This is a genomic window from Pararhizobium capsulatum DSM 1112 (genome assembly GCF_030814475.1).
GTDB lineage: Bacteria > Pseudomonadota > Alphaproteobacteria > Rhizobiales > Rhizobiaceae > Pararhizobium > Pararhizobium capsulatum.
The window spans coordinates 1,746,766-1,765,489 of the sequence record NZ_JAUSVF010000001.1; the positions used below are offsets into that span (position 1 = coordinate 1,746,766).

The following is an 18,724-nucleotide window of genomic DNA, read 5'->3' on the forward strand; positions in this document are numbered from 1 at the left end:
CCTACATCATTTTCAGTTATTTCGGCAGTTTATAAGCCATCACATAATCACCCGGTTTGGTGCCGATCGAACCATGGCCGCCGGCGACGATCACCACATATTGGGTGCCGTCGTCGGTGGCGTAGGTCATCGGCGTCGACTGGCCGCCGGCCGGCAGGCGGCCCTTCCAGAGTTCGCGGCCCGATGTCAGGTCGTAGGCCCTGAGGTAGTTGTCGACCGCCGCACCGAGGAAGGCGACGCCGCCCTTGGTGATCATTGGCCCGCCGATGCCGGGTACGCCGACCTTGAAGGGCAGGGGCAGCGGCGTCATGTCCCGAACGGTGCCGTTGCGATGCTTGTAGGCGATGGTGCCGGTCTTCAGGTCAGCCCCGGCGACATAGCCCCATGGCGGTGCCTGGCAGGGAATGCCGAGCGGCCCGAGGAACGGCCCCATGAACACGCCGTAGGGCGCGCCGTCATTGCGGTTGAGGCCCTGTTCGGAACCCTTCTCGTCCTGACCCTTTGGCGGGATCTGGTCGCGCGGCACGAGCCTGGAGGTGAAGGCGAGGTAGGTCGGCATGCCGAACATCACCTGCCGCTCGGGATCGACTGCCACCGAGCCCCAGTTGAAGACCCCGAAATTGCCGGGATAGATCAGCGAGCCCTGCAGTGATGGCGGCGTGTAGCGACCCTCGTATTTCAGGCTCTTGAACTTGATGCGGCAGGCGAGCTGGTCGAACATCGTCACACCCCACATGTTCTTGTCTGTCAGGGGTGGTGGCGAGAAGGTGAGGTCGGAGATCGGCTGGGTCGGGGAGGTGAAATCTTCCGGGATAGCGCCTGTCGGGGCCGGGATTTCCTTCACCGGGATGATCGGCTCGCCGGTGCGCCGGTCGAGCACGTAGATGTCGCCCTGCTTGGTCGGGCCGACGAGGGCCGGAACGGGCTTTCCGTCCTTGCCGGTGATGTCGAGTAGGACCGGCTGGGCCGGCACGTCCATGTCCCAGAGGTCGTGATGCACCGTCTGGCGCACCCAGCGAACCTGACCGCTGGTGATATCCAGTGCCGCGATCGAGGACGAGTATTTCTCGACATTTTCGGTGCGTCCCATGCCGAGCTGGTCGGGCACCTGGTTGCCAAGAGGGATGTAGAGGAGGTTCAGGCCCTCGTCATAGCTGAAGACCGACCAGCTGTTGGGCGAGTTGGTCGTGTAGGTCTGGCCTTCCGGCAGCGGCGTCGTCACGTCAGGATTGCCGCTGTCCCAGTTCCAGATGAGCTGTCCGGTGTTGACGTCGAAGGCGCGGATGACACCGGACTGTTCTTCCGTCGAATAGTTGTCGTTGACGGCGCCGCCGATGATGATCTTGCCGGCGACGATGACCGGCGGTGATGTCGAGTAGTAATAGCCAGCCGGCTTGTACTTCATGCCGGTTTCGAGATGCAGCGTGCCCTTGTCGGCAAAGTTCGAGCATACCTGCCCGTTGGCAGCATCGAGCGCGATCAGGCGGGCGTCGGACGTCGGCAGGTAGACGCGCTCGGCGCAAGGTGCGCCCGCGGTTGCAGCCGCGTCGGCATAGTAGCTGACGCCGCGGCAGGTCTGGTGCTGGCGATCCGGGTTCATGCCGGAGTTGGCATCGAATTTCCACTTCTCCTTGCCGGTCGCCGCATCGATGGCGATCGCCCAGTTGTGCGGGGTGCAGACATAGAGCGTGTCGTGGATCTTGAGCGGCGTCACCTGGTAGGTGGTCTCGCCGACGTCATCCGGCAGCTTCACGTCGCCCGTCTGGTATTGCCAGGCGACTTCGAGCGAGGAGACGTTGTCGGTGTTGATCTGGGCAAGCGGCGAATAGCGCTGGCCGTAAGGTGTGCGGCCGTACTGGTGCCATTCATTATCAGGCACGTTGCCGCCGTAATTCGGCGTCGTGGCGGCAGCGCCCGTCGGCAGTTCGCCGGCAAGATCGAGCGTGTCGATGGTCATCGAATAGCCGGCAACACCGATCGAGACGATGACGGCGGCAGCGAGCGGCAGGGCGCTGGCCTTGTAGATCTGGCCCGTCGGGCTCACGAAACCAAGCCCGCGGCGGATCGCCGGGATCAGCAGCCAGAGGCCGAGCAGGATGACAACGCCGCCGCGCGGACCAAGCTGCCACCAGTCGAAGCCGACTTCCCAGATCGCCCAGGCGAGCGTGCCGATGATGAGGAGCGCATAAGCGGTGAGTGCCGCGCCGCGCCGTTTGAACAGGAAGTAGGCCGTTAGCAGGAAGCCGAGGCCGGCAATAAGATAATACCAGCTGCCGCCGAGGACGATGAGCCAAAGCCCACCCGCCCCGATCGCCAGACCGATAAGGGTGAAAATGAAAGCGGTTACGCCAATGATCATGGATGTCTCCTGCCGCATTTTGGGAGCATGCGGGCTTGAGGGATGCCGAAGCGACGACGGTGCCCACCATCGGCTTCTGTGGCAAAACTAGGGCAAGAAAACCGCGTTTCAACCTTGATCGGGGAACAGAAATATCCTTGCCGGAGACAAGTGAGCTGAGACCCCGAAGGGCTGTGGGCGTCTGAGCGCATCGCGACTTCGCGATGTTTCCCGTTATTTTTCACGGAACGAACGAAGAGAGCATATTCGCTTGAAGGCCGCGCGGATCACGGGATTTCATGTTAGATTTGCCAGCCATCGCAACGGATGGAGGGAGATGACAATGTTGGAAACGGACAAGGTATTCTCCGGCTCTATCCCGGAAAACTACGATAGCCACATGGTGCCGATGATTTTCGAGCCATATGCCACCGATCTTGTACGACGCGCCATGCTGTTTTCGCCTCGCGCCGTCCTGGAAGTCGCCGCTGGAACCGGGGTCGTCACCCGCGCACTGGCGCCGAAGCTGCCACCCGACGCAACCTATGTCGCTACCGATCTCAACCCCGCAATGCTGGACTACGCCCGCTCGCGACAGCCTGCGGATGGCCGCATACAGTGGCGGCAGGCCGACGCCATGGCGCTGCCGTTCGAAGATGCGGCCTTCGATCTCGTCTGCTGTCAGTTCGGTGCGATGTTCTTTCCCGATCGTCCGGCTGCCTATCGCGAGGCGAGGCGGGTGTTGAGGCCCGGAGGGCATTTTCTCTTCAACGTATGGGACAGTCTCGAAGAAAATATCTTTGCGGGCGATGTGACGAAGGCTCTTGCCGGCCTGTTCCCGGACGATCCGCCGCGCTTCATGGCACGCACGCCACATGGCTACTACGACAAGGAGCTGATCCGCAGCGATCTGGAGCGCGCAGGTTTTTCGCATGTAGAGATCGAGACGAAAGCCGACCAAAGCCGTGCTCCATCTGCGCACAACGCGGCTGTCGCCTATTGTCAGGGGACGCCGGTTCGCGGCGAAATCGAAGCGAGAGCGCCGGAGGGGCTGACTGCGGCGACCGACGTTGCTGCATCCGCGCTTGAGGCAAAATACGGCAGCGGCGAGATCGCCGCGAAAATCCAGGCGCATATCATCGTGGCGGTTGCGTAAGGGGCTCCCTCACGTCCCGCAAAACGTTCGCAACACCTCTTCGCCCGGTTTCGGCGGCTCCGCATAGGCGGCGAAATTCGGCTGGTCTTCATAGGGACGCGAGGTCACCTCGACCAGCGCTTCGAACAACGAGAAATCGCCATCTTCGACCGCGGCCTTGATCGCCGCTTCGATGCGATGGTTGCGTGGGATGAAGCCCGGGTTGAGCGCGCGCATGGCCTGCGCGCGTTTATCCCGTGTTGCTCCCTCGCGTTCAAGACGCTGCCGCCAATCGCTGACCCACGGAACGATCGCCAAGGGATTACGGAACGTCGCGGCGAATTCTGCCTCGGCCGCATCGTTCCCGGCAAGTGCCGAAAGCCGGCGGAAGGCGAGGGTGAAGTCGGCATCTTCCTCGTTCATGCGCGAAAGCAGGTCCTGCACGAGAGCAAGATCGTCTTCCTCCGATGTGGCAAGGCCGATCTTCCGGCGCATGCCGTCGAGCCAGTGGGTCTGGAAGACGCGGCCGTAGTCGCCAAGAATCTCGTTTGCCGCCTCCACGGCCTTTTCCGTGTCATCGTCGAGGATCGGCAGCATGGCTTCGGCAAGCCGGGCAAGGTTCCACTGGCCGATGCCCGGCTGGTTGGCGTAACCATAGCGGCCGCCCTGGTCGATTGAGGAGAAGACCTTGGCCGGATCGTACGCATCCATGAAGGCGCAGGGGCCGAAGTCGATGGTCTCGCCTGAGATCGTCATGTTGTCGGTGTTCATCACGCCATGGATGAAGCCGACGCCGAGCCAGCGGGCGATCAGCGCCGCCTGCCGCTCGCTGACGGCCTTGAGCAGCGCCACATAGGGCCGCTCTTCCGTCTTCAGCTCCGGATAGTGGCGGTCGATGACGTAATCGGAAAGCACCTTGAGATTGGCATGGTCGCCGCGGGCTGCGAAGAACTGGAAGGTGCCGACGCGTACATGGCTGGCGGCAACGCGGGTAAAGACGGCACCCGGCAGGATATGTTCGCGGTAGACCGGATCGCCGGTGACGACAGCGGCGAGCGCCCGTGTTGCTGGGATGCCGAAGGCGTGCATGGCCTCGCTGACGATATATTCGCGCAGCACCGGCCCGAGCGCTGCCCGCCCGTCGCCGCGGCGGGAGTAAGGCGTCTGGCCCGCGCCCTTGAGCTGGATGTCGCGCCGCGTGCCGGAGCGATCAACGACTTCGCCGATCAGGATTGCGCGACCGTCCCCAAGCAGCGGCACAAACTGGCCGAACTGATGGCCGGCATAGGCCATGGCGACCGGCTCGGCACCGTCAGGAAGGTCGTTGCCGGAAAAGATCGCCGCACCGTCGCGCAGCAGCGACGCGGTGTCGAGGCCCAGTTCGTCGGAAAGCCGGGTATTGAACTTGATCAGCCAGGGTTCAGACACCGGCTTCGGCGCAACCTTGGAGAAGAACGGGTCCGGCAGGCGCGCATAGCTGTTGTCGAACGGAATAGGCGCCGCTGCCGTCTTGCGTTGCATTGCCTCGGTCATATCAGCGCCTCCGTGGTCACCTCGGGGGAAAAGCCCCTGTTCTTCCTAGATAGGGCTCTTCGCGGGCGGGCGAAAGGTCTGGAGGCCGAAGACATCCCGCGCTCGGCGGCATGCGCCGGACGGGCGTCGCACTATTTGCGGTTTGAATGGTGCTCCGCACCGGCCGGCAAAAATTGCCGACCGTGAAAGCATTCCATCGGGTCTTGTGCCTCAGCGGCCGGTTCACCTTTTCTGCGGAGGCGGAAGACATCCCTGTCAGCCCGATTTACTTGCAGGCTTGACGTTCTGGTTCAACCGGAAAAGGTTGTCGGGATCGTACTTGGCCTTGAGGGTGGAGAGCCGCGCGTGGTTGCCGCCATAGGCCTGAGCGACCCTGTCAGTTTCATCTTCGGGCATGAAATTGACATAGACGCCACCGGTGGCATGGGGTGCCGCCGCCGCAAAGAGCGCTCGCGCCCAACTGATGGCGGTTTTTTCGTCGGCAGGGTCGCGCCATCTGGTGTGAACGTTCATGACGTAATTCGCGTCGCGATGCGGATAGGCGGTTGCATCAGGAGAAACGCGACTGCTGGCGCCGCCGAGCTGGCCGATGAAGATCTCACATTCCCCGGTCGGCAAGCGGCCGACATAGTCGATCAGGGTATCGAGCAATCCGTCGCTCAGAGTGGTGAAATTGTGCGATTTCCAATAGTTGAAGGCCCCCGGCGTCAGAAGGGGGTCGAATGCCGTCTGCCAGGCGGAGTAGGGTTGCACACCGATCACGTCGGCGATCGGTTCGCCAAGGGCACGAAGCGGGGCAAGCACCGCCTCGGCTTTGTCCGGTTCACCGGCATAGCAGACGGCGAAGACCAGAATTTCCTGGCCGTGTACCTCCTCTGGCAGAAACGGCAGGGGCGGTGCCTTGCGCAGCACCACCCAGACGGAAAGATCGTCGGGAGCCGCCGCCGCCACGTCGCGGTAGCCGAGAAGAAGCTCGCGAGCGCGGGCAAACGGATGAACAATCAGCCCGGATACCAGATCGGGACCGACCGGGTGCAGCTTGAATTCGAACGACGTCACCACGCCAAAATTTCCACCGCCACCGCGAATGGCCCAGAAAAGGTCCGGGTTCTCCGTGGCGCTTGCCTGAACAAGCTTGCCATCGGCGGTCACCACATCGGCCGACACCAGATTGTCCACGGTGAAGCCGTATTTGCGGCTGAGCCACCCGAAACCACCCCCGAGTGCAAGGCCGGCCACGCCAGTGGTCGAGTTGATGCCGAGCGGGGTGGCAAGGCCGAAAGCTTGTGCTTCCTTGTCGAATTCCGCGAGTGTCGCGCCGGGTTCGACCCTTGCGGTGCGGCCCGTTGCATCGACGCGGACGGAGCGCATCGGTGAAAGATCGATCAGCAGGCCGCCCTCGCAGACGGCATTTCCTGCGATATTATGACCGCCGCCGCGAACAGACACGAGCAGCTTGTTATCGCGAGCAAACCGCACAGCTTCCATCACATCGTTTGCGTCATGGCACCGCACGACGGCCGCCGGGTGCCTGTCGATCATGGCGTTCCAGATCGTCCTGGCCTCGTCGTATCCTGCTTGGCCCGGTAGACACACATTCCCCCGGCAGCGTGTCTGCAACGCCGCCAGAAGGTCGTTTGAAAAGGCGATAGTCTCGCCTTGAAGCCCGGTGAATTGAACATCTGTCATTTCATCCCTCCCTCGCCATGCGATGGATGTGTTGGTTGAAAAGCGTTGCAATCTCGAAAGGCATAGAAACGTTCTGCTTTGTGTGGCGCGTTTCTATAATCGGCCGAGCCCAGTCCCGAACGGGCAAGCAAAATTCCCAGCCATCGCTCGGATCGCGGGTGACGGCATTGATGGAGTTTCGTCCGAAGCGGATCGGCGGGCTAGTGTAGAATCTGTAGCGGTGCCGATGACATCATTCGAGCGGAAGAAACGGGATTGCCGCGTCGTCAACACTCGGCAAGGGAGCTGCGCACCAGCCAGCTGTCGATCGAAGCCGCAATGGCTCGGTCACCTGTCAGCGATATCTTGCCCCGTGATATCTCTGCTTTCAAAGACGACAGCCCGATCCATGCCGAGGTCATGGCCTTGAGATCGGCAGAGACGAAAAGATCGACGTCATGGCCGGGATCAAGAGCGCAGAGGTCGATCGGCATTCCGGGCTTTGATATCAGCCAATAACTCTGCTCGTCCTGCGGCAACTCCGGATAGGTGAACTCGATGACGCTGCGTCTGCGTTGCGGCAGGGCGCGGATATCGATCTTGCGCCGTATGTTCCACATCAATAGCTTCGCATCGAGTTTTTCAAGCGTCACTTCCGCATCGACATTTCGGTGTGCCCATCTGCCAAGCGCGTCAACGATGGGTTCAAGTTCGTCCGCGACCTTTGTCGTCGTGTAGCTGATGTCGCCCGTCGATGAATTTGCCGTGCGCGCAACCAGACCGTTGGCCTCCATCTCGCGGAGGCGTTTTGACATGAGGGTCGGGGACATGCCGGGAACACCGCGGCGAATTTCGTTGAAGTGGGTCGATCCGGACCACATTTCGCAGAGGAGCAGCAGCGTCCAGCGTGGTTCCAGAAGCTCGCACGCCTTTGAGACCGGGCAATATAGGTTGTAGCCGTCACCTGCCATGGGGCCGCCTCCGGAGCCGAAATATGCGGTCGTCCTCTTCGCCCGTCCAGTGTAGAAAGTGTAGTCGTGGCGTTCTGCTCTTTCGTGAAGGGGCCGAGTTTGACCGGGACATATCGTATGTCCGGGGAGTAAGCACCTGTTGGTAATTAAGTCAATTTTAAATTAGATAATTGTTGAATACTGTTGCAGCAGGAGCGCAAATGGATCGTGCGTCGCAACTCTAAAAAGTGCGACGCACGGCGCGGGAATTACATCTTGCCAGCTACCTTGATGGCAAAGGCATATTCGAAGGCGATTTCCTCCAGTCGCTGGAAACGGCCGGACGCGCCGCCGTGGCCGGCGTCCATGTTGGTCTTCATCAGGATCGGTTCGGAACCGGTGGTGTTTTCCCGAAGACGCGCGACCCACTTGGCGGGCTCCCAATAGGTGACGCGCGGGTCAGTCAGGCCGCCGAGCGCCAGGATCGCGGGGTAGGGCTTTTCCGCGACGTTGTCGTAAGGAGAGTAGGCCGCCATGCGCTCGTAGGCTTCCCTGGAGTCAATCGGGTTGCCCCACTCCGGCCATTCCGGCGGGGTGAGCGGCAGGCTGTCGTCCAGCATGGTGTTCAACACGTCGACGAACGGAACGGCGGCGATGATGCCCTTGAATTTTTCAGGCGCCATGTTGGCGATCGCCCCCATCAGCATGCCGCCGGCCGAGCCGCCTTCTGCGACGATGTTCGCGTAGGACGTGAACTTCTGTTGATTCAGATAGTCCGCCGCGGCGATGAAGTCCTTGAAGGTATTGGTCTTCTTTTCCATCCTGCCGTCTTCGTACCACGCAAATCCCTTGTCCTTGCCGCCACGGATATGGGCGATGGCATAGACGAAGCCGCGATCGGCGAGCGACAGGCAGTTGGTGTTGAACGAGGCCGGGATCGAGATACCGTAGGCGCCGTAGCCATAGAGCAGGGAGGGTGCGGAGCCGTCGAGCGGGGTGTCCTTGCGATAGAGCAGGGTGACCGGAACCTCGGCCCCATCCCAGCCAGGGGCCATGACGCGGCGGGTGACGTAGTCGTCCGGATTGTGGCCGGAGGGCACTTCCTGGGTTTTCAGCAGCGTGCGCTCGCGGGTCACCATGTTGTAGTCGAAGAGCTGCGAGGGCGTCGTCATCGAGGAATAGGAGAAGCGAATGACGTCGGTGTCGTATTCGGCCGCTCCCGAGAGGCCCAGCGAATAGGCCTCCTCGGCAAAGGCGATGGCGTGATCCTCGCCGGTGGCGCGGTCGCGGATCTTGATCTGCGGCAGGCCGTTTTCGCGCTCCAGCCAGACGAGATGGCGGGTAAAGGCCATGTGGCTGATGATCAGGCGGCCCGGCGTATGCGGAACGACGTCCTTCCAGTTGTGACGGTCCGGCGCATTCACCGGGGCTTCCATGATCTTGAAATCCTTGGCGCCATCGGCATTGGTCAGGATGTAGAAGACGCTGCCGCCCTCGGTCATCGAATATTCCAGCCCGGTCTCGCGCGGGGCGACGATCTGCGGTTTTGCCGTGAGATCGGACGTCGGGATCAGGCGATATTCGCTGGTCTCGTGGTCGTGAATGTCGATGTAGATGAAATCGTCCAGCATCGAGCCGCCGACGCCCATGAAGAAGCCCGGATCCTCTTCCTCATAGACCAGCCGGTCTGAGGATTGCGGCGTGCCGATGATGTGATGAAAAATCTTCGACGGGCGATGGTTGTCGTCGAGCACGGTGTAGAAGAAGCTCTTGCCGTCCGGCGCCCAGGTGCCGTCGCCACCGGTGTTCTCGATGATATCGGACAGATCTTCGCCGGTGGCGAGATCACGGATGCGCAGCGTGTAATATTCCGAGCCCTTGTCGTCATAACCCCAGATACCGCGACTGTGATCGGTCGAGTGATCGATGCCGGCGAGGCGGAAATAGGCCTTGCCATCCGCTTCCTTGTCTCCGTCGAGCAGCAACGTGCGCTCGCCACCGTCGCGCGGCGTACGAAAATAGCGCGGCTGCTCGCCGCCGGTCACGAAAAACGTGCCATAGGCAAAGGGGCCGTCCTTCACCGGCACGGACGAGTCGTCTTCCTTGATGCGACCCTTCATCTCGGCAAACAGCGTCTTCTGCAGCGCCTCGGTATCGGCCATGGCCGCCTTCATATAGGCGTTCTCCGCTTCAAGGTGGGTGCGGATATCCGGGTTCAGGATCGACGCATCCTTGAACATCGCCTGCCAGTTGTCGTCGCGCAGCCAGGCGTAATCGTCGGTGCGGGTGATGCCGTGGCGGGTATCGGTGATCGGCTTCTTCGGGGCGACGGGAGCGGCGGGAAGGTTCTTGAAGATGGACAAGGATGTCTCCGGCAATGCGAGAAGTGAGGACATCGGAGATAGAGGTGGGGAGAGGCGGGTTCAAGGGAAAAGAGGGGGAGGCGAACTATTCGGCCTCTTATCCGTTCCATGGTATTGAATGTCATTGGGGGCAAATATCGGGTGTGACAGATAAACGAAAACGGAGGAGACCGACATGAGCGTTTCAACCTGCCTGTGGTATGTCGATGAAGCCGAGAAGGCTGCGAATTTCTATGTTTCGCTGATCCCCAATTCCAAGGTCGGGCGCATCACGCGCTATCCCAGCGACAACCGGGAGGCTTCGGTCGGCGGCGTGCTGACGGTTGAGTTCAAGCTCAACGGCCAGGCCTTCTTCGGGCTGAACGGCGGCGAGCCGGCGCAATATACACATGCCATGTCGGTTTCCGTCGTCTGTGAGGACCAGGCGGAGGTGGACCGGATCTGGGATGCGCTGCTTGATGGCGGCGAGGCGGTGCAGTGTGGCTGGATCAAGGATCGCTGGGGCGTCAACTGGCAGATCATACCGAAGGTGCTGAACGAAGCGATCGGCAGCAGCGATCGCGCCGCTGCCCAGCGGGCTTTCCAGGCGATGATGACCATGGTCAAGATCGATGCAGCGGCTATCGAAAAGGCGCTTCGTGGAGAATGACCGAGCTTCAGCGCGGCTATGCTCCGCGCCAACGACCCTGCAGCGATGAGACGGCATGAGTGATGAAGGCCCGGATATTGCGGGTCTCGGTCTGACGGTCGCTATAGCAGGCTTGGAAATCGAAGGGGCAGAGCCAGTTGTCACGCCGGGCTCGCCTCGATCCGTGTTACGAAAGAGCGGGGGATGCCACCCGCTTCAGCCAAACCCTCAAGCCTCCAGCTTCAACCCGATCCCCCAGGGATCGACCAGTGAATACCCTTCACCCGAGCGAGTCACCGGAATTTCCAGCTTCTCCAGCGCTGCCAATGCCGACTGCAGCTTCACCGGATCGTTGAACCGGATCGTGTAATCCGACAATCCCGTCATGTTGGCCTGACGCTTCGGGGCGCCGCGGGAGTTCCAGATGTTGGCGCCGATATGGTGATGATATTTGCCCGAGGAGAAGAAGCTTGCGCCGGGATAGGTCGCCATCAGGTCGAGGCCTAAGACGTCACGGAAGAAGCTGTTGGCTTCCGGTATGTTGGAGACCTGCAGGTGGATGTGGCCGATGGCTGTCCCGTCGGCCATGCCATCCCATTTGTCCTTCGGCGCCTCGTCGTAGATCGCCTGCAGGTCGAGCGGCAGCGTCGCCATCTTGACCATGCCGTCCTGCAGATACTCCCATTCCGCGCGCGGTCGGTCGCGGTAGACCTCGATGCCGTTGCCCTCGGGGTCGCCGAGATAGATGGCCTCACTCACCAGATGGTCGGAAGCGCCCTGCAACGGCACATTGTTGTGGGCGATATGGGCAAGCCAGCGGCCAAGCTCCGTGCGATCCGGCATCAGGAAGGCGGTGTGAAAGAGGCCGGGTGCATTGCGCGGGGCAATGGCGGCGTCGCCTTCGGTGGTCAACGTCAACAGCGGATGGCCGTCGACGCCCAGCACTTCACCGGATGCCGTCTTCTCGACCGGCTTCAGGCCCATGATCTGCTGATACCACGAAGAAATCATCGGCAGGTCGCGCACGATCAGATGCGAATGATCGACAAAGGCGGGCATTTGGATCGCATGGGTGGGTGCGGGGGTCGGCTCGGTCATGGCTGTGCTTTCTGCGCTTGCATTCGTCGTGATACCTGTTGCTGCGATGGCCGCGGCGGAGGCCTTCAGGAAATCGCGTCTGTCGAGATCTGTCATCGGCTTGTCCCTCTGTCGGTTCGAATATGGCCTTACGGCCAGATCGGCGAAAGCCGCGATATTGGAGATTGATTGTTCTCTCTTTGAAGACGATGGTTCACGATCATAACCGCTTGTTCCGGTTGCAAAGAGGGTCCTATAGTTGGGTTGACCTGCATCAATGCAGGCAGGCAACTTCCCGCCTAGAAGGGAAGGGCGAGGGCGTCGTCGTCCCCGCCTGTCGGGACTTGGTATAAACTGCGGCAAGCAAAGGAGAGTTTGATGTATTCCAAGATCGTCGTGCCGATTGCCATGGACCAGCTGGAACACGGAGAAGCCGTTATCGAGCGCGCAAAATCACTGCTCGATACGGGCGGCGAAATCATTCTTCTGAATGTGGTGGAAGATCTGAACGCATATGCGCAAGGCTATATGATTGTCGATTTTCCGCTGGAGGTAATCGACGCCTCGCGCGAGCACGCCCAGAAGACGCTGAACGAGCTGAAGGAAAAGCATGGCGTGACCGGCCGCACCGAAATCCGCATCGGCGGCGCTGCCGGGGTGATCAACGCTTTCGCAGAAGATGAGGAAGCCGATCTGGTGATCATCGCCTCGCACCGGCCGGGCATGATCGATTATTTCATCGGTTCGACGGCGAGCCGCGTGGCCAGCCATTGCAAATGCGCCGTGTTGATCGATCGGTAATAGCGTGGTGGAGTTGGTCGCGACCTCGCCACTTCCTCCGCCAGATCTGCCGACATCTGCCGTTCAGGGGATTCGGTCAGCTTCTGTGCCCGGGTAGGCTGTGACCTCGCAACCGTCTTGGCCTGAAACCAAGCACAAGAAAGGGCCAGGATCGGCCGTCAGCAGGCCGATCCTGGCCACCCGACAGCGTGCGAGGTCTCACTCCCGGCAGGGTGAGGCCTCGTCCTTTCCGAATGATGAGGTTGTGATCGCTAGCAGCGCGCCTCATAGCGGCGTCCATTGCGATCACGATAGACGCAATAGCCAGCGTGCTCCCTGGAGTGGCCGATCAGGCTGCCTACCACGCCGCCGGCCACAGCGCCGATAGCCGCCCCGCCCCAGCTATTGCTGGCAATGCCGCCAATGATCGCGCCCGAGCCTGCCCCGATCGCGGCGCCTCGCTCCGTCTGTGTGCAGGCTGTGAGGGTCGTAATCATTGCAATCAAAACAACAAGCTTTCTCATGATCTGATCCCTTTGCATTCACGTGATGACGGTGCAGCATCTACGCAATGCGCGCGATTGTCGAGAGTGCAGGGGGACGTGATGCGGCAATCGCCGCAGCCCCCTCAATCCAGCCGCACCCCATAAATCTTGTCGATCGCCTCCTGCGTTCGGGGACCGAAACCGCCATCGATCGGTCCGCTATAGATCAATTGATCGCGCAGGCGTCGCTGCAATGCCTTGCGGAAGCCGAGTGACCAGTTGCCGCTGTTGTCGCGCATCTGGTCGCGGCTGAAGCTGGTCCCGGCGCGCAGCGCCTTTTCCATCCACTCGGCCGCCTCGACGGCATCAGGGTCGATGCCAAGGCCCTTGTCGTAGAAATTGGCGATGTTGTTGAAGGCGATGGAATCGCCGCCAGCGGCTGCGCGGCGATAATAGGCGATTGCTTGGGCGTAATCCTGTTTTTCGCCTTCGCCGGTCTCATAGGCAAAGCCGATATTGGTGAGCGCCGTTGCGCTGCCGGCGTCCACCGCGCGGCGATAGAGCGCCATGCCTTTGGCGACATCCTTCTCCACGCCGAGGCCCGAATAATACATGTAGCCGAGACCGTTGATCGCATCGGCATTGTCGTTTTTCTCCGCTGTCTCGTACCATTTCAGCGCGCCGGGCAGGTCGGCGGGGCCGCCGATGCCGTTCAGCATGAAATTTGCGATATTGGCCATGCCGACGATGTTGCCGGCTTCGGCTGCCCGCAGATACCAGCGCCGCGCTTCGGGGATATCGCGCGGTACCTGATTGCTGGTTTCGAGCAGGAAGCCGGCATCGTTCATGGCGCGGGCATTGCCGCTATCTGCCGCCCGGCGATACCATTCCAGCGCCGCCGTATCGTCCTCGGCCAAACCACGGCCGGAATCGTAGAAATAGGCGACGTTGAACATGGCCCAGGCGTTGTTGCGGCTGGCGGCCTCCTGATACCAGTGGAAGGCTTGTTTCTCGTCCTGATCGACACCTTCGCCGGTATCATAGGCATAGGCGACGGCCGCAAAGGCGGCCGGGTAGCCGCGATCGGCAGCCTTGCGATAGAGGGCGAGCGCACCGGCATAATCTTTCATCTTCTCCTTGGCGCGGCCGTATTGATAGGTGAAGCGCAGGGTGTTGGACTTCAGCCTGTGGGACTGCTCGCAGGCGGCAAGGGCCGCGGGGCCATCGAGATTGACGAATTCGACCGGATCGATCGCAACCACGCGGTCGTGATCCAGCGGATCGGCCGCCAGCGCGTCACAGGGGTCGGCGCCGACCCGCACGATGCGCGGCGTCAGCGGCTTGATCTTGCTGATCGAGCTTTGATCGCGCCTGTTTGCCGGGGGCGGCGCCGAAACGGCCGGAGCGCTGTGGGCGCCGGGATCCGACTGGGCTGCGACCGGGCTAATCTGCAGCGCAATGCCCGCGACAAGTCCCATCAGCATGCTTCCCTGTTTCGTCGACTGCTTTCCCGCGTCAGCTTTCATGATGTTCCGTGCCCGGCCCGCCATACTCTTGTTGTACCATTGTGTTGAAAAGCAGCGACCGTGCAAGTCACCGGGGAAACAGCCGGCTGCGTGTCGGGCATCCGCAACCGTTTCGTCATGTTTCAATTCTTGATGCGCTGCGACATCGATGGTGCTGTTTCGGTAACCTTCTCTGTGGCAAATTGAGCAGTGAAACAGTCCCGGGATATATTCCCGGGGGAAGGATGATGGGGGCCGATGTGCAGATACCGGGCGTGAAATGGAACTACGACAAGTCGGAGCTGATTGCCGACGGCGTCGTCCATGGCGTCGGTCTGGTTTTTGCGCTGATCGGCGTTACCGCGTTGATCTTCTATGCGACCGTCTGGGCTTCGGCCGGACAGCTTGCCGCTGCCTGGATTTATGGGGCAGGGCTGGTGGCGACGCTGTCCATCTCCTTCATGTACAATCTCTGGCCGGTGACGAACACCAAGTTCTGGCTGCGTCGCTTCGATCATTCCTCGATCTTCATCCTGATCGCTGCGACCTATACGCCCTTCCTGCAACGCGGCTGGGCAGATCCCTTCCTGTTCGGCATGCTGATCTTCATCTGGTCGATCGCGGCGGCCGGTGTTTTCATCAAATGCGTCTATCCGGGACGGTTCGATCGGTTGGCGATCCTGCTCTATCTCGCCATGGGCTGGAGCGGGGTTTTTGCAGCGGAACCTCTGCTGACGCAACTGAGCGTCACCACCATGACGTTGATCCTTATCGGCGGCATCATCTATTCGCTCGGCGTGATCTTCCATGTCTGGGAAAAGCTGCGGTATCAAAATGCGATCTGGCACGGCTTCGTCGTCACCGCTGCTGCCGTTCACTACGGCGCGGTCGTTACCTGCATCAGCAGCGGTGCCATCTGAAATACGCTTTCTTGGGAAAGCCGCCGGTTTTCCTTGAACTCCCGGTCACCCTATCCTATCCCCTAGTGAACACATGTGGTCTTCTTCGCAGACCGCATTGATGAATACGTTGCGGACCGTATCCACGAGGAGGGTGCGTCCACAGCCGGGGAGAGGAAAACTTCGGACGCATGCACGCCGAGCGCCTGACCTTGTTTGTTCTGTTGTCGCCGTTCCTGGCGGCGGTCGCAGCACCTTTTGCCGCGCGGATTCTTGGGCATCGGGCGGCATGGCTGCTGGCATTGGTGCCGGCAGGTATTTTCGTCCACTTCTTCCGTTTTTCAGCGGCTATTGCTGACGGCAGCGCCGTCACCGGCGGCTATGACTGGATCCCGTCACTTTCCATTCGTTTTTCCTGGTTGATCGACGGGCTGTCGCTGAGCTTCGCCTTGCTGATCTCCGGCATCGGCACGCTGATCGTTCTTTATGCCGGCGGCTACCTGAAAGGCCATCCGCAACAGGGCCGCTTCTTCTCCTACATCTTCCTATTCATGGGCTCGATGCTGGGCGTCGTCGTTTCCGATGGGCTGTTCACGCTGTTCGTCTTCTGGGAGTTGACCTCGATCACCTCCTTCCTGCTCATCGGCTTCGACCATCAGCGCACGGCCGCGCGCCGCGCTGCCTTCCAGGCGCTGGTTGTCACCGGCGGCGGGGGATTGAGCCTGCTGGCCGGTCTTCTGCTTCTCTGGAACATCAGCGGCGTGTCCGATCTGTCCGGGCTTCTCGCCGCGGGCGACACGATCCGGGCGAGTGCGCTTTATCCGGTCGCGCTGATCCTTGTTCTCGGCGGTGCGTTTACGAAATCGGCGCAGTTTCCGTTCCATTTCTGGCTTCCCAACGCCATGGAGGCGCCGACGCCGGTGTCGGCCTACCTGCACTCTGCGACGATGGTGAAGGCCGGTGTCTATCTCCTGATGCGGCTTTCGCCGGTCATGGGCGGCACTGTCATGTGGGAGACGATCCTGCCGGTCTTCGGCGGCGTCACGCTGCTGTTCGGCGCGCTGCTTGCCATCCGCCATGTCGATCTGAAGATGATGCTCGCCTATACGACCATGGCCTCGCTCGGACTTCTCGTCATGCTGACGGGCTTTGGAACCGAGCGGGCGATCGATGCGGCGGTGCTCTATCTCGTCGCCCACGCGCTGTTCAAGGGCGCTCTCTTCATGGTGAGCGGCATCATCGACCATGAGACCGGCACGCGCGATCTGACCAAGCTCGGCGGCCTGCGCCGCGCCATGCCGCTGACGTTCCTGATCGCCATGACCGCCGCGCTGTCCATGGGCGGATTTACACCTTTCCTGGGCTTCATCGCGAAGGAAGAGATCTACGCGGCGTTGACGGGTGGCGATGTCGCTTTGCTTGCGGCGTGCATCGTCGCGATTGCCGGCAATGCCCTGATGTTCGCCGCCGGCTTCGCCGTTGCTCTGACGCCTTTCATTGGAGCGCCGGCCGAGACGCCGAAGCATCCACATGAAGCGCCTGTTCTGCTGTGGCTCGGGCCTGCTGTCATGGCGCTTGGCGGCCTGCTGGCGGCAGTTTTCGCAACGCCGTTCCATGCGGTGATCTCATCGCCAATGGCCTCCGTCGTTGCGGGCGAGGCGCATGTGATCGACCTGCTGCCGTTTCCCCATTGGAGCCTGCCGCTCCTTCTCTCCATCGTAACGGGCTTGCTGGGCATCGGCGTCTATCTCGGGCTTTCCCGAGGACGCGAGGCGGTGGCTGCTCTGTTGGGCGTCATTGGCTGGGGGCCTGATCGGGCTTTCGATCAGGCGATATCCGGCCTTGTGCGGCTTGCCGTTTCGGTCACCCGCCGCTTGCAGCCGGGCCGGCTCGATACCTACATGACCGTGACCTTCGTTCTGCTGGCGTTCGTGCTTCTCGCTCCCCCGGTTTTCTACGGCGAATTTGCCCGCGCGCCGGTCTTCCCGTCCGATATCCCGCTGCACGAGCTTACCATCCTGCTGCTGGCAGCGATCGGCCTGCCGGCGGTGGTGCTGGCGAAGAACCGGCTGACGGCGATCGTTTCGCTCGGCATCCAGGGTTTCTCCGTGGCGATGATCTTCCTGTTTTACGGGGCACCAGATCTCGCCTTCACCCAGTTCATGATTGAGACGCTCTCGGTCGTCATCCTGACGCTGGTGATGACGCGGCTGAGGCTCTCGCCCTCCGACAAGCGCCCGCTCGCCCAGGTGCTGCCCGATGCGGCGATCGCCCTTGCCTGCGGCCTCGGCATCACGCTGTTCCTGATGAAGGTAACGGAAACGCCGTTCGATTCGTCGCTGTCTGATTTCTTCGAGCGCTTCTCCAAGCCGCTCGCCCATGGCGGCAATATCGTCAACGTCATCATCGTCGATTTCCGCGGCACCGACACGCTGGGCGAAATTGCTGTCGTGATGATCGCTGCCCTTTCCATCCTGTCGCTGGTCCGCCTTCGGGCCGGTGCGCTGCGCCAGCCGGGTGATCCGGCCGAACTGGCGTCTGTCGAAGGAGGCCGCCGATGAACTCGGTCATCCTGCGCACCGTCGCGCCTGTGCTGGTGAGCCTCATGGTGCTGTTTTCCATCTTCGTTCTGTTGCGGGGGCATAATGCGCCGGGCGGCGGCTTCATCGGCGGGCTGATCGCGGTTGCGGCCCTTTCGATCTATGGCATCACCTTCGGCGTCGGAGCGGTGCGCAAGGCACTTCATGTCCACCCGATGGTGATTGCCGCAGCGGGATTGCTCATCGCCACGCTTTCGGGCCTCGTCTCCGCACTCTTCGGGGCTCCCTTCATGACTGGCCTCTGGGTGACCCCCGTCATTCTCGGCACGGAAATTCCCCTTGCCACCGTCATGAGCTTCGATGTCGGCGTCTATCTGGTGGTCGTCGGCGCGATCGGCGCTGTGGCGCTGTCGCTGGAAGAAGAAAATGAGGAGGACGAGGCATGATGGAACCTGTTCTCGCCATCCTGACCGGCCTGTTCTTCGCTTTTGCGGTCTATCTCCTGCTGTCGAAGTTCATCATCCGCATGCTGATCGGCGTCGCGATCCTCGGCAATGCCGTCAACCTCCTGATCTTCACCAATGGCCGGCTTCTGCGCGAGGTGCCGCCGGTGCTCCAGCCCGGGCTCGACGTGCCGGCGAGCACTGTCGCCAACCCGCTGCCGCAGGCGCTGATCCTGACGGCGATCGTCATTTCATTTTCCTTCTTTGCCTTCCTGCTGGTGCTGTCATGGCGCGCCTACAAGGGGCTCGGCACCGACAACACGGACCGCATGCGCATCACTGAACCGCAAGAACCCGTCTTGCCGCCGGAAGGGTATTGA

The 18,724-nt window shown here is 61.4% G+C and carries 15 protein-coding genes; 7 read left to right on the plus strand and 8 right to left on the minus strand.

Going from position 1 to position 18,724, the window contains the following annotated elements; translation table 11 throughout:
• Window positions 1-16: 16 nt before the first annotated feature.
• Entirely contained in the window at window positions 17-2,359 is a 2,343-nt protein-coding gene (locus QO002_RS08375) for a glucose/quinate/shikimate family membrane-bound PQQ-dependent dehydrogenase (protein ID WP_307228559.1), read from the minus strand.
• A 322-nt stretch (window positions 2,360-2,681) separates the two neighbouring features.
• On the opposite strand from QO002_RS08375, the gene QO002_RS08380 reads away from it, so the two are divergent.
• Window positions 2,682-3,494, plus strand: a complete 813-nt coding sequence (locus QO002_RS08380) for a class I SAM-dependent methyltransferase (RefSeq protein ID WP_307228562.1) — start codon at window positions 2,682-2,684, stop codon at window positions 3,492-3,494.
• A gap of 9 nt (window positions 3,495-3,503) precedes the next feature.
• Here QO002_RS08380 and QO002_RS08385 read toward each other — a convergent pair whose 3' ends face one another.
• The 4 genes from QO002_RS08385 to QO002_RS08400 form a co-directional block, all read right to left on the minus strand.
• Window positions 3,504-5,006, minus strand: a complete 1,503-nt coding sequence (locus QO002_RS08385; protein WP_370878466.1) for a protein adenylyltransferase SelO — start codon at window positions 5,004-5,006, stop codon at window positions 3,504-3,506.
• Between the two features lie 255 nt (window positions 5,007-5,261).
• Complete coding sequence (locus QO002_RS08390; RefSeq protein ID WP_307228564.1) at window positions 5,262-6,695, minus strand: FAD-binding oxidoreductase; 1,434 nt, start codon at window positions 6,693-6,695, stop codon at window positions 5,262-5,264.
• A gap of 266 nt (window positions 6,696-6,961) precedes the next feature.
• Window positions 6,962-7,645, minus strand: coding sequence for a winged helix-turn-helix transcriptional regulator (locus tag QO002_RS08395; RefSeq protein ID WP_307228566.1), 684 nt, complete (start codon window positions 7,643-7,645; stop codon window positions 6,962-6,964).
• Between the two features lie 248 nt (window positions 7,646-7,893).
• The gene (locus QO002_RS08400) at window positions 7,894-9,987 is read right to left on the minus strand and encodes a S9 family peptidase (protein ID WP_307228568.1); all 2,094 of its coding nucleotides are present in this window, start codon (window positions 9,985-9,987) and stop codon (window positions 7,894-7,896) included.
• Window positions 9,988-10,162: 175 nt separating this feature from the next.
• Here QO002_RS08400 and QO002_RS08405 point away from each other — a divergent pair, with 175 nt between their 5' ends.
• Window positions 10,163-10,636 (plus strand): VOC family protein, encoded by a 474-nt coding sequence (locus QO002_RS08405; protein ID WP_307228570.1) that lies wholly within the window; start codon window positions 10,163-10,165, stop codon window positions 10,634-10,636.
• A 207-nt stretch (window positions 10,637-10,843) separates the two neighbouring features.
• On the opposite strand, the gene QO002_RS08410 is transcribed toward QO002_RS08405, so the two are convergent.
• Window positions 10,844-11,809, minus strand: coding sequence for a VOC family protein (locus QO002_RS08410; protein ID WP_307228572.1), 966 nt, complete (start codon window positions 11,807-11,809; stop codon window positions 10,844-10,846).
• Window positions 11,810-12,070: 261 nt separating this feature from the next.
• Here QO002_RS08410 and QO002_RS08415 point away from each other — a divergent pair, with 261 nt between their 5' ends.
• A complete protein-coding gene (locus tag QO002_RS08415) occupies window positions 12,071-12,493 on the plus strand; it encodes a universal stress protein (protein ID WP_307228573.1) in 423 nt (140 codons plus the stop codon).
• Window positions 12,494-12,744: 251 nt separating this feature from the next.
• On the opposite strand, the gene QO002_RS08420 is transcribed toward QO002_RS08415, so the two are convergent.
• Window positions 12,745-12,996 (minus strand): YMGG-like glycine zipper-containing protein, encoded by a 252-nt coding sequence (locus QO002_RS08420; protein WP_307228576.1) that lies wholly within the window; start codon window positions 12,994-12,996, stop codon window positions 12,745-12,747.
• Between the two features lie 104 nt (window positions 12,997-13,100).
• Entirely contained in the window at window positions 13,101-14,483 is a 1,383-nt protein-coding gene (locus tag QO002_RS08425) for an SEL1-like repeat protein (RefSeq protein ID WP_307228578.1), read from the minus strand.
• A gap of 239 nt (window positions 14,484-14,722) precedes the next feature.
• Here QO002_RS08425 and trhA point away from each other — a divergent pair, with 239 nt between their 5' ends.
• The 4 genes from trhA (at window position 14,723) to QO002_RS08445 (ending at window position 18,724) form a co-directional block, all read left to right on the plus strand.
• The gene (trhA, locus tag QO002_RS08430; protein WP_307233248.1) at window positions 14,723-15,382 is read left to right on the plus strand and encodes a PAQR family membrane homeostasis protein TrhA; all 660 of its coding nucleotides are present in this window, start codon (window positions 14,723-14,725) and stop codon (window positions 15,380-15,382) included.
• 170 nt (window positions 15,383-15,552) lie between these two features.
• The gene (locus tag QO002_RS08435; RefSeq protein WP_307228580.1) at window positions 15,553-17,922 is read left to right on the plus strand and encodes a putative monovalent cation/H+ antiporter subunit A; all 2,370 of its coding nucleotides are present in this window, start codon (window positions 15,553-15,555) and stop codon (window positions 17,920-17,922) included.
• Window positions 17,919-18,347 (plus strand): Na+/H+ antiporter subunit B, encoded by a 429-nt coding sequence (locus QO002_RS08440; RefSeq protein WP_307228582.1) that lies wholly within the window; start codon window positions 17,919-17,921, stop codon window positions 18,345-18,347. The genes QO002_RS08435 and QO002_RS08440 overlap by 4 nt, the downstream gene beginning before the upstream one ends.
• Window positions 18,347-18,724 carry a Na+/H+ antiporter subunit C gene (locus QO002_RS08445; RefSeq protein ID WP_307233250.1) on the plus strand — a complete coding sequence of 126 codons (378 nt, stop codon included), beginning with the start codon at window positions 18,347-18,349 and terminating at the stop codon, window positions 18,722-18,724. Before QO002_RS08440 ends, QO002_RS08445 begins: the two co-directional genes overlap by 1 nt.